The following is a 15280-nucleotide window of genomic DNA, read 5'->3' on the forward strand; positions in this document are numbered from 1 at the left end:
ACTACGACTACAAGGCGAGCTTCTAGAATTATCGGCCATGATCGCCGGATTGATTTCGGCGAACATGGCCGATAGGAATAGATGCAACTGGCCGGTGTCGGTATCGGACTGTGGCGACAAACGGAGGCGGTCATGCGTAACCAATGGAAAGACCTGCAAAGGATCGAGAGAAAGTGCCGGAAACGGCCGGTCTTTCGAACCTGGTCTGGTCACGTCGTGGTCGGCGCGCCGGAGCTAGCTAGAGAAGCTGTCCTCGTCGGCACCGGCCAGCGCCTTTCGGGTAAGCCGCTCTTCTGGAAAGCGGATGGCGATACGCTGCCCAGACCGTCGCGGGTTGCCATGAATCAGTGGGTCACCGGCCGGGTGGCGCGGCAGGATCCGGCGGAGTCGGCCCGCGCCGCGGTACGCAGGCTGCTCGTCGAGGCCGGCGACCTCCACTACCTCTGCGCGCAGGGCGTGCTCGACGGGCTCCTCAACACGATCGGGTGTGCCGACGATGAGCGGCTCGAACAGATCGTGCGGCGATTCTTTGCGACAGTGTTCGTCCCCCTCATCCTGGGGCAGCTCGACCCCCAGACCAATGTGCGACGTTTCGAGCAAGCCGCGTCCGAAGCGGGCACCCTTTTGGCTGGGCGCGATCTGATTCCTCCCGTACTCGGCGAGCTCGGTGAGCGGGAACCCGCGCTTCTCGGGGAGCTCTACCTGCGGACCACGTCGGCTTTTGTCGCCTCCCTAGCGATCTCGTTCGCCTGGCTGATAGCGGCGCTGTCTACAGAGCGGCTGGTTTCCCTCGGCGCCATGGCCTCCCGTGCGGAACTTCGCCGAGCCCGACCGGAATGGATCGCGCTGGAGACCCTGCGCCTGTGGCCGCCGATCTGGGAACTGCGCCGCACCGCCCTGTGCTCGCAGCGGATTGGTGAACTATCCGTACTGAAGGGCGATTTCGTGCATGTCCCGGTGTATGCCATACACCGTCAGCCCGACCGATGGGAGAACCCCGACGCCTTCGATCCGGCGCGGTGGCACGACCGCGCACCGTCGTCGCTGCTGACGTTCTCCGCCGGTCCGAGTGCCTGCGTTGGTGCGCGGTTCGCGACGGAGTGGCTCGCGGCGGCCGGTTCGGCGGTGCTCGACGAGCCGAAGGGGCTCCGGACCACCTGCTTGGAGCGCGTCCCCAACGTCGCCACCAGTCTCACCCCGCCGTTGCACCGAGTCGATCCGAGCGAGTGACGGGCGGGAATGTCGATGCCGAAGGATCACCTGCCGAAGTTCTATCTCGCCTGTACTGTATGTAGCTGGCGGTGCGACGCCGAATTCGAGCTGCGCTGCCCGCAGTGCTCGTCCGCGCTCGACGCCGTGCTGGACCTGGCGGCCGCCCGTCCGTCCGAGGGGCAGCATCCGGAACTGGCCTACTTCGACTTTCTGCCTGTCGAGTCGCGTGAGTTCCTGGACGACGGCATCAGTGTGCGGACACCCTGTCGCCCCGCGCCCTCGGTTGGGGCGGCCATCGGGGTGCCGAGGCTGTGGGTGAAAGACGAGTCGCGGCAGCCGACCGGCACTACCAAGGATCGGCTCGCCGCAGTGGTATTGGCGGTGTTCCGGCAGTTCGGCATCAAGGAGTGGGCGACATCCAGCACCGGGAACAGCGCGACCGCTCTCGCTCGCGCAGTCCGGCGTGACCAAACGATGCGGGCGCACTTCTTCTGCGGACGTGACTTCGTCGCCGAGCACGAGCACCTGGTCGACGACCAGATAACGCTGACGGTGGTCGACGGCGACTACGCTGCCGCAGGGCGAGCCGGGCAGCAGCACGCGGCCCGGTATGGATTGACCTGGGAAGGGGGGTTCTTCAATTGGGCACGCCGGGAAGGGCTGAAGCTCGCGTATCTCGAAGCCTTCGACGAGATGAACGTCCAGCCCGACATCGTCGTCCAAGCGATCAGCAGCGGAATGGGAATCATGGCTGCGCACAAGGGCGCCCGTGAATACCTCCAACTCGGCCGCCTTGAGGCCATGCCGAGTTTCATTATGGTGCAAGAGTCTACCTGCGCTCCGATGGCTACCGCATGGCGTGCTGGACGCACCGAACTGACCGACGCCGATGTGGTGGTCGACCCGGCCGGCCTGGCCCGCGCGATCCTCTTGGGCGACGGCCGGTCCAGCTACGGATACATGCGAGACATCGCGACGGACAGTGGCGGCGGGATCGTGTCCGTCAGCCAACGTGAACTGGTCGAGGCACGAGCGATGCTGCGTGAGCTGGAAGGCCTCGACGTCTGCTACGCCGCTGCCGCCACCATCGCCGCGGTCCGGGCCGAGGCCGCCGCCGGACGGATAGCCCCCGATCAAGTGACGCTGGTGAATCTGACCGGGCGGCAACGATCGGACCGGGAGGAGATCCGATGACGTCATTGCATCTGACCGAACAGCAGGCGACGTGCCTCCGAGGCTTCCGGGCCTTCGCCGACCGTGAGCTGGTGCCCCGCGCTGCGGAATTCGATGCATCGCAGGCCATTTCGCAGGACGTGGTAACGGCGCTGTCGGATGCGGGGTACCTCGGGTCCTTTGTTCCGCGCGAGCACGGTGGCCTCGGGCTGAGCATGGTCGAATACGGCTTGCTGAGCGAGGAAATCGGTCGCGGTTGCCAGTCCATACGCAACTTCGTCGCAGTACAGGATATGGTGATCCACTCGATCCTGAGCTGGGGTACGGCGGACCAGCGGCAGCGCTGGCTGCCCGCCATCATGGCGGGCGCGACATGCGCAGCGTTCGCGCTTACGGAATCGTCAGCGGGCAGTGACGCGTCGGCGGTGTCGACCACGGCGACTGCCCAGGGCGGGGATGTTCTTCTGCGGGGCGATAAACAGTGGATCAGCTTCGCACAGATCGCCGACCTCTTCCTGGTGCTCGCTCGATTCGAAGGAAAGGCAACCGCGTTCTTGGTGGAGCGAGATGCCGGGGGCCTCGAGATCGAGCCGCTGTCCGGGCTGCTCGGGCTGCGCGGCTCGATGTTGGGGCGTATCACGTTCGACAACTGCAGGATCCCCGCGACGAATATGGTCGGCAGGCCCGATATGGGATTGGTCTTCGTGGCTTCCAGCGCGCTGGATCTCGGGCGATACAGCACCGCCTGGGGTGCGGTCGGGCTGGCGCAGAGCTGCGTGACGGCGTGCGTGGAGTACGCGAACAAGCGGGTCCAGCACGGCACCGAGATCGGGAATCATCAACTCGTCCAGCGCATGCTCGCCGATATGGCGACGGACTGCCTGGCCGCCCGGCTGCTCTGCCACCACGCAGGAGTGAGCAAGGAGCAACGCGATATCAACGCCGTCCACCACACGCTGATGGCCAAGTATCGCGCGTCGACGGTCGCGACGAAGACGGCCGCCGACGCCGTACAGCTGCACGGGGCCAATGGCATCGGCTCGGAGCTGGCTCTACAGCGGCATTATCGGGATGCGAAGGTGCTGGAAATCATCGAGGGGACCTCCCAGATCCAGCAGACACTGCTCGGGCAGTTCGTCGTCGAAGCAACCGGACAGTAGGGGAGCGACCCTTGTTTCGAGAAACGGATTCGGTGCTCGACGAGGTCGCCGCGAGTTTCGGAGTTCCGGCGGTATCACCCGATCAGACGCTGGCCGGGCTCGGCGTCGACTCGGTCGCCGTGCTGCGGTGCATGACGCGGCTGCAGAACCGCTTCGACGTGGCGATCGACGTGGTCGACATGTTCACCGCCACCCAGGTCCGTGACCTCGTGGAACTGGTGGCGGGCTCGATCGCGCCCACGCCGTCCGAGCAGGAGTGACCGCGATGCCATTGGACGGGCGGTACGAGTCGAGCCCGATACCGAGTGTTCGTGCACAGGTCGAGCTGTACGTCCGGACGAACGGCAGGCAGGGATATCTGCAGCCCGACACCGGGTTGCCCATCGCGCTGTTTACGATCCGCGGCAGGCGCACCGGCGCGTTGCGCAGGGTTCCGCTGATGCGAGTCATCTCCGGGGGCAACTACTTGTTGGTGGCGAGCAGCGGTGGCTCGGAACGATATCCGGCCTGGTACCACAATCTGATCGCGAACCCGGAAATCGAGATTCAGGACGGTCCTGAGGTTTTCGGGGCGCGTGCCCGGCTGCTCAGTGGCTCCGAACGTCGGGCATGGTGGCGGATCGCCGTGGCCGCATTCCCGTATTACGCCGATTACCAGGCCGGAACCCGCCGGGATATTCCGATCTGCCTGGCCGAAAGATTGTGAGGTCCCTGCGATGTGGGATGACTACTTCGACGCGATCGTCCGGCGGTCGCTGGTCCACCTCGACCCGGACGCCCCACTGGACCCGGACGCGCGGCTGACGGCGCTCGGTCTCGGTTCGCTGCAGACGGTGGCATTGCTGGTGTCGCTGGAAGATCACTACGGCGTGACCTTCGACGGCGACGACCTCACCGCCGCCACCTTCCGTACCCCGGCCTCCCTGTGGTCGGCCTTGAGCCGGGCAAAGGCAAACTCATGATCATTCTCGGGCTCAGCGGTCTACCGCACGCGCATGATCACCATCTGCGCACCCACCCGCACGCCTCGGAGATCGACCGCAGGATCTGCCAGGGCCTGGACAGCGCGGCATGCTTGATCATCAATGGTGAGATACGAGCCGCCGCGGCCGAGGAACGATTCTCTGGGGCCAAGGGCGCGGGCGGGCTACCGGTATCGGCGATCGAGTACTGCCTGGACCAAGCGGGGATTACCTGCGACGACGTAGACGTGATCGCGCACGGATTCGATTACTATCGGTACCGCAGGTTTTTCGCGCACATACCCGACCACTTCGAGCAGGTACTCAGCGGGCACACGGTGATGGCGGCACTGACCGACCACGGGTGGTGCGACGTCGCAAGCCGGTTCCGGCCGGTGCAGCACCACCTCGCGCACGCGGCATCGGCGTTCTATCCCAGTGGATTCGACTCCGCGCTGTCGATCGTGTCGGACGGAATCGGCGAGATCGATTCGCTTAGTGTGCACCGCTGCGCGCCAGGCAATTTCGAGAGCCTGCACACCCAGCAGCTCGATACCTCACTGGGCCTGCTGTACTCGGTCTTCACGCGGTTCCTCGGCTACGCGCCGAACTCCGACGAGTACAAGGTCATGGGCCTGTCCGCGTACGGTGATGCGGACAAATTCATGTCGTTCTTCGATGGGTTCCTGCGCAATGACGGCGGCGCGGTCATCGTGGACTGGCCACTGGGCGCACTCGAATCGGGTGCCGAGGGATATCCGCATGCTATGGAGTTCCTCGCGTCCGAGCTCGGCGTGCCGGGCCGCGCGCAGGACGAAGAGATGTCGAGCGTGCACGCCGACATCGCGGCCGCACTGCAACAGCGATTCAGCACCGTGCTGACCGAACTGGCGCGATTCTGGCTGTCCCACACTGGCGCGGATGCACTGTGCCTGTCCGGCGGAACCTTCCTCAATTGCCTGGCCAACGAGTCCATAGCTCGTCTGCCGCAGGTGCGGCGCCTGTTCATTCCGCCGGCAGCGGGCGACGACGGTACGGCGATCGGCGCGGCATTGCATGTCGCCGGCGAGCTCAACAGGACATTCACTCCCTACACTGGGCCGCGATACCAGGCGGGCGAGGTTTCCTCGGTCCTGGAGCGGGCACCGGTGCGATGGCAGCATCACGGATTCACCGACTCCTACTTCGATCTCGCGGCCCGCGATCTCGCCGAGGATCGGATCATCGCCTGGTTCGAGGGCAGGATGGAGTTCGGTCCACGGGCATTGGGAAACCGATCGATCCTGGCCTTGCCGAACGGACACGACATCAAAGACCGGCTCAACAGAGCGGTGAAGCTGCGGGAGTCGTATCGCCCGTTCGCGCCAGCCGTCCTCGACATCGACTACTCGGAACTCTTCGAAGGAGAGCCACTCGATCCCTGCCGATTCATGCTCTGCACCGCGCGGGTGCGCCGGGAACAGGCCCATCGGATCGCCGGTGCGGTACACGTCGACGGTTCCGCCCGCGTGCAGATTGTTCGCCGGACCGACAACGAAATGTTCTGGCGGTTGCTGTGGCGGGTCAGGGAACTCACCGGTATCGGCTGCGTCATCAACACGTCGTTCAACGTCAAGGATCAGCCGATAATCATGACTCCGGAGCTCGCCGTGGACGGCTTGCTGACAATGTCACTCGACCGGCTGTACATAGAGGGTTTCCGGGTGGCGGGCTCAGATCTGTCTGATCGGTCGCAGCGACAGCCGACCCAGTGATTCCGAGACGCCGTCCGAGGCTTCGACGAGGCCGCCTTCGATGGCCGCGGCGACGGTGGCAGGCAGCTCGCCCTCAAGGTACCGCCTACTCGCGCCGACACCGATGAGCACACCCTCACCCACAGCCATGGCCACGTGGAGGTTGGGGCCGGTGCGCTGAGTCGAGCTCCGCCACACGATCCCGCTAAGCAGAGGCGAGGTCGGTGCCGGTTCGGTTTCCACCGCGCCGAGAAAGTTGAAGTGCTTGGCGAACGCCGTCGGGTCGGACTCCGGGGTACCCAACTCGGCCAGTTGTTGTTCGAGCAGGTCGATGTCGTAGCACGCGTTCAAGTAGGCATTCATGCACCGGAGGTAAGTACCGCGCAGGAACTCGTCCACCGGAGTCGACTCGTCGATCGTGACGACGACAGGTGCGTACTGGTTCAACGAACTGATCATCCCGGCCCAGCGGTCATCGAGCCGGTTCGCCGCCATCAGTGCGAAGGTCACCTGCTCGCGGTTCTCCTGCCTGGCAATCGCAAGTGCGCTGATGCCGAACAGGACCGACTGCACCGACACCCGCAGCCGCTCGGACAGGTTGCGTGCAGCCGCCAGGCCCGGCACGCTGTACAATGACGCCCGGCGGCGTTCAGTGTTGTCATCGGGGTGCCGGTCCTGGCGTGCCACCGTGGCCCAGACCTTTGTCCAATGCGGGACACTGTGTGCCGGGGGGTCCGCCTGCTGGGCCACCGCGAGGTCGAGCGGTTGGCAGGTGGCACAGATACTTTCGCCCGCCAACAGCCGATCGAACTGCGCCTCGAGTAGACGCAGCGCCTCGTTGTCCGCCGCGACGTGATGCACGATGGTCACCAGATAGACCGGCTCGCCATCCACGGCGGCGACGAAGGCGCGCCAGGGCAGGTCACGGTCCACCGCGAGGGGAGTGGCGGCGTATTCGGCAGCCGCCTGGTGCGCCGATACCGCCGAGTCGTCCGGGAGTTCGACCACCGGAATCGTGCTGATCCGCAACGGATGGACGGTTTGCACCCGGTCGTCGAAGGTGGTGCGCAGCGATTCGTGGGCCTCGACGAGCCGGAACCACGCGTCCAGCACCTGGGCCATACTCGCGCCGATCGGTACCGCCCACACGCTTACCAAATTCGCCACCGCTTGATGCTCGGGGCCGTGCACCCGCAGCGACCGCAGCACCGAGGTCTGCCCGTATGTCAGTGGACCGGTTCGCATACTTCTCCTCGGGTGATTTTGAGTCCCAACCGGGTAAGCTCGTCGAGCGTGTCGAGCAGCCCGGTGCGGTCGTCGCCGCCTTGGCGCATCGTCGGCACGACGACCGCGCCGCCGGCCGACGCGGCCACGCTCTGCCGGAGGGCGGGCGTGAGAACCGGATGGGCGCTGATCTCGACCAGGATCTCGTGCTCAGCGAGCAATTCGTTCACCGCAGGCGCCAATAGGACCGGCTTGAGCAGATTCTGTGCAAAGTAGCCGGCGGTCACCCGGCGCCAGTCCAGCGGCGTGCCCGTGACCGAGGAGAACACCGGAATCCGGCCGGGGCGTGGCGTGAGTTCGCCGACCGCCTGTTCGAGATCGGCAAGTACGGGATCGATGGCAGTGGTGTGTGCGGCCAGGTCGACGCGAATCATCGCGCAGAGCACATCCTCGGCACGCAGGTCGGCCACGATGCGCTCGAGCTCCATTCGATCGCCCGAGACAACCGTGGTTCGCGGACCGTTGAGCGCCGCGATTGACACGGTGGCCGCACGGTCACGCAGTTCCGCGGCGATCTCGTCGGCGGACAGCTCGATCACGGCCATCCCGGCGTCCGGACCCGCCACCCGGCGCTGTTGATCGCTGTAGTGGCATACCAGGCGCATGGCATCGGGCACATCGAGGACGCCCGCGATGGCGCAGGCGGCGATCTCTCCGACACTGTGGCCGACCACGGCGGCGGGTGCCGCGCCCATGGCTTCCAACCAGCGCGCGATACCGAGTTGCACCGCGACGACAACGGGTTGCATCACCCCGACATCGCCAGTCCTGGCGGCGGGCTCGTCGAGGAACAGTTCGCGGACCAGCGACCAGCCGGTGTGCCGTGCCAGCTCGGTGTCACATTCCTCGAGTATCGAGCGGAATACCGGCTCGGATCGGAACATGCTGCGCCCCATGCCGATCCACTGCTGACCGTAGGGCGAGCACACGAAGGCCACCCGGCGGTCCGGTCTCGTCGGCGAATCATCCGGGTTCGACTCGTCGTCCTCCATCCCGATGAGACGCCGGTCGGGGGTAGTGGCGGCCGCGCCGAGCAGTGCGACGAATTCCCGCGCCAGCGTCTCGGCTTCGGCCCGCGTGAACAGATCCACTGCGTAAGTGAGCCCGACGTCGATACGATCGTGTGCCGCATCGTCTTCGACGAAGCGCTCCACCAGCTCCCAGCGCAGATCGAAGCGTGTGGTCAGCTCGTCGACGGGTTCCGGACGCGCCACGATGTCCGGCAGCCGCAGGGTTGCGGGCGCGGTGTTCTGGTACGCGAGCATGACCTGGATCAGCGGATGCCACGCGGGGGAGCGCACCGGGTTGAGCGAATGCACGAGATGGTCGAACGGTAGCTCCTGGTGCGCGAAAGCGGCGAGGTCGGTGCCGCGTACGCGCGACAGCAGCTGACGAAATGTCGGAGCGCTATCGGTATTGGTGCGTAGGACGAGGGTGTTGACGAAGAATCCGACCAGGTCGTCCAGCTGCTCGTCGGTGCGGCCTGCCACCGGAACACCGATCGCGATATCGGTGCCCGCGCCGTGCCGAGTCAATAGCACCGCCAGCGCGGCCTGTACAGCCATGAACATGCTGGTGCCCGTCTCCTGGGTCAGCTTGCGCAGGCGTCGGCACGTGGCCGCGTCGATGACCGTGGTGACCCGGCCACCTCGATGGGTCGGCCGGTCGGGCCGCGGCGCGCCGATATCGAGCTGTAATCGATCCGGCATGCCGTCCAGCTCGTTTCGCCAGAAGACGGTATGTCTGCTCAGCACGCTGTGCGGGTCGAGTGGGTCGCCGAGTTCCGCACGTTGCCACAGCGTGTAATCCACGTACTGCACAGCCAGATCCGGCCAGTCCGGCGCCCGGCCGTCGTGCCGGGCGGCGTATGCGAAGGAAATGTCGCGCGTCATTGGCGCGAGTGACCATCCGTCGCAAGCGATGTGGTGGATCACGAGGCACAGCACATGCTCGTCACTCGACAGCCGTAACAGTCGGGCGCGCAGCACCGGGTCGACCGCGAGGTCGAACGGATAGGACGCCTCGGTCGTCAGCGCCGCGGCGAGATCGTGCTCGGTGACAGTGTCGACGGACAGGTCGACGACAGCGTCGGTGGCCGGCCTCACCACCTGTTCGGCTCGGCCGCAACAGTCGGGGTAGCCGGTGCGCAGGCTATCGTGCCGTGCGACGAGATCGGCGAGCGCCTGTCCCAACGCGGGAATGTCGAGATTACCGCGCAGCCGGTAGGCGATGGGCATGTTGTAATTGGCCCTCGTGCCGTACAACCGGTTCAGGAACCACAGGCGCTGCTGCGTCCACGACAGCGGAATTGGTTCCGGTCGCTGTACCCGGCGCAGCGGCGTCCGGCTGCTGGGCGCGCCCTGTGCCACGAAGACGGAAAGCTGGGCGACCGTGGGCGCCTCGAAGATCGTGCGCAGCGCGATATCGACTCCGAGCATCGACCCGATTCTGCTGGTCAACCTGGTCGCGAGCAGCGAGTGACCGCCGAGATCGAAGAACGAGTCGTGCAGTCCAACCTGCCGCACCCCGAGCACCTCGGCGTAGAGCGCGCGCAGTGTCTCCTTGTGATCGGTGGACAGACGAGGCTCGGTCATGGTGCACCCGCCGCACGGCTGGTTCCGGCGAGTACCGCGCCGGGCCAGTCGGCCGAGTCGAGTCCGTACTGGCACAGGAACGCGTACACCAACCGCTCGAGGCCGAACCCGACGCAGCCGCTGCTGATTACCTGGCCGTCCGGTTGTGCGATACCGAACGCGCGACCGAACGTGTCGCCATGGAAATTGAACGATCCGACGGCGACTGTCTTCGCGGGCGCGATGGGCAGCCGGATCTCGTACTTGAGGTCCATCAACCGCTGCGACCAGATCCTCGTCGCGGTATCCGCGCTACCGAAGAAGGGGTCGTTGGCCACCTCGCAGTGACCACTGAGGCCGAGTCGTTCCAGGAACTCGAACACCATACGCATGAACCGTTCGCGCGCATCGAGCACGAGCTCTCGCTCGCCGAGGAAGACGATCTCTCGAATGGTAAAGTCCCAGAGTCGTTCCAGCGTAGTCGAATACTCGGCCTCGAACCGGAACGATTTGCCGCGCGCTGTGACCACCTCCAACCCGTTGCCGCTCAGCGTGTGCCCGCGGAACTGGTCGAAGGTGTGGTAGCACATGGTCGGCGGCAGGCAGAAGTCCACATTGTCGGCGAGCGCGAGTACCCCGGAATCGATGGCGGCCGCGTATTCGGCGCCGAATTCACGGTAGGTGTCGAGGTCGTTGCGCAGCCGGGTCACGAACATCATGTGGTGTGGGAAGTTTGCGAAATACCCTGCAATATGCAGTGTTTCGGTCTTGATGAGGGTGGGGTAGCGGTACTGCCGTGCGGCAAAATCCGGCGCAAGCAGATCCACGATGGCGCGATCGAAGTACTCCAACAGCGAAAGTAGCGGCTCGCCGATGGCGACCCTGCCTCGATCGGCCTCGCTCACCATGCCCGCCGCGATGAGCCGGTCGAATGTGTCCGGATCAGCGGTGCGCTGATGTGGTGAGGTCCAGACCGTCCTGGGCGGTGCCGCCCGCATCGGGCGTATCTCGGTGTCCACCACGTAGTTGATCTTCTCGGCGAGTGACGCGTGCGCCAGGGGGTGGGCGGAGTGCAGAGTGACACCGAGCACCACATGGTCGGTGACGGTCAGCTCGAAACCGGTGATATCCGGCGAAACGAAGAACAGCCGCCGCTCGATCTCGGCCGCGAATGCCTCGGGTACCGGGGCGTGCAGCTCGATCCACGTGTGGATCGAGCTGCTGCCTAGATCAGTGCGCGTCATGTCGCGGGATACCTCCTAGACTTCGCGAGATCGAGCAGCCGCAGCAGGCCGTTCACCGTGCGAAAGTTCTCGAAAACCATGTGCTCCGGTGCGATCTTCACGTCGAATTCGTTCTCGACGAAGACCAGCAACTGCATCGCGAAAAGCGAATTCACGTAGCCGAGGGTGAAGTAGTCGTCATGGTCGGCCAGTGGGCGTCCGCCCAGGTGTGGCGCCAGGAAATCGCGAATCCGCCCGCGCACGTCGTCCGGCATGGTGTCTCCAATCTGTTCAGTAGGCATAGAAGCCACGTCCGCTCTTGCGACCCAGTAGTCCTGCGTCGACCATCTTGGCCAGCAGCGGCGCGGGCCGGTATTTGCTGTCGCGATAGCTCTCGTACAGCACGGTGATGGAATTCAGGATCGTGTCCAGGCCGATGAGATCCCCGGTCTCCAAGGGCCCCATCTTGTGCCCGAAGCAGCCGCGAAACATGCGGTCGACCTGCTCTGCGGAGGCGACGCCGTCCTGTATGCAGAAGATCGCCTCGTTGATCGTCAGCATGAGCACCCGATTGGTCACGAAGCCGGGGGCGTCCTGGACGACGATGCCTTCTTTGCCGAGTTCGGCGAGCAGTCCGAGCGCTGTTTCCAGCGTGTGCGGCGAGGTGAAATGACCCTGGACTACCTCGACGGTGTTTTTCAGCGGAACAGGATTCATGAAATGCAGGCCGACCACCTCGCTGGGGCGAGTGGTGACACCGCCGACCCTGGTGATCGGAACGGCCGAGGTGTTCACACCGAAGATCACCCCGGGGCGGCACAACGCGTCTATCTGTTGGTAGACAGTGCGTTTGAGCGCCCAGTTTTCGGTGATGTTCTCCACGACGAAGTCCGACTCGCGCACTGCGGTCAGCTCCGTGCAGGTGCTGATCCTGGCCAGCACCGTGTCGACGCTTTCCGCCAGCGGCCGAGCGCGCAGCATGGCCTGCATCGGCAGATCTCGCGCGATCTGCGCGAGCGCGCTGTCGATCTGCGCCTGCGCGATATCGATGAGGACGACATCGAACCCTGCCTGCGCGAACGATTGCGCGACGCCACGGCCGATGGTTCCCGCACCGATCACTCCTGCTGTGCGGATGCCCAAGCGAATCCACCCCTTTCGATCTGACTCTTGTCGGAAGTCCGCTCGCCGAGATGCGTCGCCAGTTCGGCGACGCTGGCGAAGCGGAACATGTCTGCCATCGAGACCTGAACGTCCAGGGCCTTCTGGACGCGCTGCGCGACCCGGAGCGCGGACAGTGAATCCATGCCGAGCGCGAAGGAGTTGTCGTGCACGTTCAGTTCGCTCAGACCGAGCTCGACGGCCCAGATGCCGGCGAGGACGCGTTCGTGTTCGCTGTATTCGCCGTCCCGTCGACCGAACAGAGTCGGCCCATCGGTCGGTGAGCTCGATCGCGTTTTCTGGTCGGCGACCACTGCGGCGTGCTCGATCGTCGTCGCCAGCACGACGGGCGGGCGGCGCAGCAACTCGGCGATTGCCGCACTGCCCGGCCCGCGCAGCCGCGCGTAGTTGATCTCACCGACGATCACGGAGGTCGTTGCCGCCGCGAGCACTTCGTCGAAGCTGTGCAGGCCCTCTGCCACCGACACCGAGCGGAAGAAGCCGGCGTTCTGCTCGACGCCGTGGTCGGCTGCCATGCCGACGTCGAGCCAGTCGCTCCAGCGCACGGTGACCGTCCGACGGCCGCGCGCGGTCCGTTCGTCGGCGAAGTGATCGAGAAAGCTGTTCGCCGCAGTGTAATCACCCTGCCCGGCCGCACCGAACACCGAAACCGTCGATCCGAAGTTGACCATGTTGTCCGGCGGGTCGTCCAGGGTGACGAGGTCGAGCACGATTGCGCCGAGCACCTTCGGCGCCAGTGTTCGCCGGAACACCTCCGGGTCCTTCCGAAACAGGAAGCCGTCGCCCGCGACGCCCGCCGCATGCACGATGCACCCGATCGAGCCGAGGTCACTGCGGATCCGCGCGACGACATCGGACATCTCCTTGAGATCGGTAACGTCGGCGTAGTAGACCCGGACGGTTGCGCCGTCGGCTTCCAGCGCGCGCACGGTCGCGTCGGTATCCCGTGGTGTGCGACCGATCAACGCCAGCCGCGCGCCGGAGACGGTGCGGCTCAGATGATGTGCGACAGCGGATCCGATTCCACCGAGGCCCCCGGTGATCAAAAAGACGCCGTCCGGGCGCATCGCGGCATTGCGTGGCCGTGCCCTGAGGTCGACGGGAGCGAGTTCCGCTACGTAGCGGCGGTTCTCGCGCAGGGCGACGGTAGCCGGTCCATCGGGATCGAGCAGTTCGGCGCACAGCAGCGCATGCGTAGTGTGCTCGTCGATGTCGACGCAGCGGATTTCGGTGCCGGTGTTCTCCAAGCCGATCACCGTGGCCAACCCGAACAGTGTCGCGTGGACGGCGGTCTGCGTCTCGTCGCGATCGCTCACTCGCGCGACGCGGGGCGCGATCACGCCGAGCCTGCGCGGCATCGCGTTCCGCTGGGACAGCGCCTTGGTCAGCGCGAAGAGGCAGTGAACGTCATTGTCCAGCACGGTGTTCAGTGCATTCAGGTGATCCGGTGTACCGGGCAATGGCGCAGCGAGGTGTACGACGAGGTCGGGCAGGTCGGCGCCGAGCGCATCGATGACCCGGTCGAATCCCTCAGCGGTGGCCGGGGATCGACAGCTGTCCGGTCCGGTCACACGCCACTCGGCGGCCTGCTCCACGACGGTGACCCGCAGACCTTGTGCGCGCAATTCTGCACTCAGTTCCGTGGCCGCGTCCGCCGCGCTGCCGATTATCAGCGCGCTGCCCAGCGGACTGCGCCGGGTGGGCACGGTGGGTGCCGGAATCCAGCGCAGTGAGTGGTGGCGCGTGTGCGGGCGGAGGCGGGCGATGGTGCGCTGCGCATCACCGACTCGCTTGGTGGTGAACCCGGTGATCTCCAGCCTGACCTCGCCTCCGGTGTCACACACGACCACATCGACGGTGCGCACCTCGGAGTCGACGCCGCCTTCCCTGCGCGCCTGGATCAGGCTCAGTGCCCGCGCCGGTATCGGTCCGTAAATGCGTAGCGATTCGTAGCCGACAGGAAGGAAGAACCCTCGGTCGGTACGTGCCTGTGCGCGGTCCGCCTCGGTGCGGGCGACCGCGAAACCGCCGAAGCCGGTCGCCAGGTCGAGCAGTGCGGGATGCAGGACGTAGTCGTCACATTCGGCCTGGTGTCGCTCGGGTAGTTCGAGGGCGCCCAGTGCGGCCCGCTCACCGACCCGCACGATTCCGAGACTGTCCAGCCAGCGGTGGCCGAATTCCATGGCTCGGTGGGTGGCCTGATACTCGCGCGTATCCACGGTTTCCAGAGCACACCGTTCGCGCATGGCCGCCGGATCGCGCTGTGGCGGCGCCGCATCGAACGGACGAACGCCGACCACCCCGCGCACATGCCGTGTCCAGCTATCGCCGGACGGGTCATGGCTCGCCACGGTGAACTCGGCCAGGCCGTCATCGAGTTCGCGCACCGTGGTGTGGACCTGACGTGACACGTCGTCGGTCACCAGCAGCGGTACCTGGAAGACGACATCGCGGATTTCGGTGACTTGCCGCCCAAAGTGCAGATACGCGGCGGCGCGGGCCATTTCGAGGTAGGTGGTGCCTGGCACGATCGCCTCGCCGAGCAGTCGATGCTCGGCCAGGACCCAGTGCCGGTCCGGGGCGAACTCGGTGCGGAAGACGGAGTGGTCCATTGAGCGGAGCAGCACGTCGTCGAGCAAGGCATGGGGCGCCTCCGGATACCGCACCGTCGCTTGTGGAATGTGTTTGGTGAGCCAGTGGGTGTGTTGTTGGAAGGGGTAGGTGGGTAGGGGTATTCGGTGGTGGTTGGGGTGGTATGTGGTCAAGTTGGGGGTGGTG

13 protein-coding genes are annotated in these 15280 nt (G+C 65.5%); 7 read left to right on the forward strand and 6 right to left on the reverse strand.

What is annotated here, in order from left to right:
- Positions 1–81 precede the first annotated feature (81 nt).
- Genes AB0L97_RS27355 through AB0L97_RS27385 form a run of 7 tightly spaced genes read left to right on the forward strand, consistent with a single transcriptional unit; the run spans position 82 to position 6261 of the window.
- Positions 82–1230 carry a cytochrome P450 gene (locus tag AB0L97_RS27355; protein WP_364434820.1) on the forward strand — a complete coding sequence of 383 codons (1149 nt, stop codon included), beginning with the start codon at positions 82–84 and terminating at the stop codon, positions 1228–1230.
- A gap of 15 nt (positions 1231–1245) precedes the next feature.
- A complete protein-coding gene (locus AB0L97_RS27360) occupies positions 1246–2406 on the forward strand; it encodes a pyridoxal-phosphate dependent enzyme (RefSeq protein ID WP_364434823.1) in 1161 nt (386 codons plus the stop codon).
- The gene (locus AB0L97_RS27365) at positions 2403–3545 is read left to right on the forward strand and encodes an acyl-CoA dehydrogenase family protein (RefSeq protein WP_364434826.1); all 1143 of its coding nucleotides are present in this window, start codon (positions 2403–2405) and stop codon (positions 3543–3545) included. Before AB0L97_RS27360 ends, AB0L97_RS27365 begins: the two co-directional genes overlap by 4 nt.
- Positions 3546–3556: 11 nt before the next feature.
- Positions 3557–3805: an acyl carrier protein gene (locus tag AB0L97_RS27370; protein ID WP_364434829.1), complete on the forward strand. Its 249-nt coding sequence runs from the start codon at positions 3557–3559 to the stop codon at positions 3803–3805.
- 5 nt (positions 3806–3810) lie between these two features.
- Positions 3811–4251: a nitroreductase family deazaflavin-dependent oxidoreductase gene (locus AB0L97_RS27375; RefSeq protein WP_364434832.1), complete on the forward strand. Its 441-nt coding sequence runs from the start codon at positions 3811–3813 to the stop codon at positions 4249–4251.
- A gap of 10 nt (positions 4252–4261) precedes the next feature.
- Positions 4262–4507 carry an acyl carrier protein gene (locus tag AB0L97_RS27380; RefSeq protein ID WP_364434835.1) on the forward strand — a complete coding sequence of 82 codons (246 nt, stop codon included), beginning with the start codon at positions 4262–4264 and terminating at the stop codon, positions 4505–4507.
- A complete protein-coding gene (locus AB0L97_RS27385; RefSeq protein WP_364434838.1) occupies positions 4504–6261 on the forward strand; it encodes a carbamoyltransferase C-terminal domain-containing protein in 1758 nt (585 codons plus the stop codon). Before AB0L97_RS27380 ends, AB0L97_RS27385 begins: the two co-directional genes overlap by 4 nt.
- Here AB0L97_RS27385 and AB0L97_RS27390 read toward each other — a convergent pair.
- The 6 genes from AB0L97_RS27390 to AB0L97_RS27415 all read right to left on the reverse strand — a co-directional run.
- On the reverse strand, positions 6220–7485 hold the full coding sequence (locus AB0L97_RS27390; RefSeq protein WP_364434841.1) for a condensation domain-containing protein: 1266 nt from the start codon (positions 7483–7485) through the stop codon (positions 6220–6222). The genes AB0L97_RS27385 and AB0L97_RS27390 overlap by 42 nt on opposite strands.
- Entirely contained in the window at positions 7467–10118 is a 2652-nt protein-coding gene (locus tag AB0L97_RS27395; RefSeq protein WP_364434844.1) for a condensation domain-containing protein, read from the reverse strand. The genes AB0L97_RS27390 and AB0L97_RS27395 overlap by 19 nt, the downstream gene beginning before the upstream one ends.
- Positions 10115–11341 (reverse strand): hypothetical protein, encoded by a 1227-nt coding sequence (locus AB0L97_RS27400; protein ID WP_364434847.1) that lies wholly within the window; start codon positions 11339–11341, stop codon positions 10115–10117. The genes AB0L97_RS27395 and AB0L97_RS27400 overlap by 4 nt, the downstream gene beginning before the upstream one ends.
- On the reverse strand, positions 11338–11595 hold the full coding sequence (locus tag AB0L97_RS27405; RefSeq protein WP_364434850.1) for an acyl carrier protein: 258 nt from the start codon (positions 11593–11595) through the stop codon (positions 11338–11340). Before AB0L97_RS27405 ends, AB0L97_RS27400 begins: the two co-directional genes overlap by 4 nt.
- Before the next feature lie 16 nt (positions 11596–11611).
- Positions 11612–12463 carry a 3-hydroxyacyl-CoA dehydrogenase NAD-binding domain-containing protein gene (locus AB0L97_RS27410; protein WP_364434853.1) on the reverse strand — a complete coding sequence of 284 codons (852 nt, stop codon included), beginning with the start codon at positions 12461–12463 and terminating at the stop codon, positions 11612–11614.
- Positions 12439–15280: SDR family NAD(P)-dependent oxidoreductase (locus AB0L97_RS27415; RefSeq protein ID WP_364434856.1), on the reverse strand; the 2842-nt coding region annotated here is incomplete at its 5' end. The genes AB0L97_RS27415 and AB0L97_RS27410, both read right to left, overlap by 25 nt.

The organism is Nocardia sp. NPDC051911 (genome assembly GCF_040681035.1).
In the GTDB taxonomy this organism is placed as follows: domain Bacteria; phylum Actinomycetota; class Actinomycetes; order Mycobacteriales; family Mycobacteriaceae; genus Nocardia; species Nocardia sichangensis.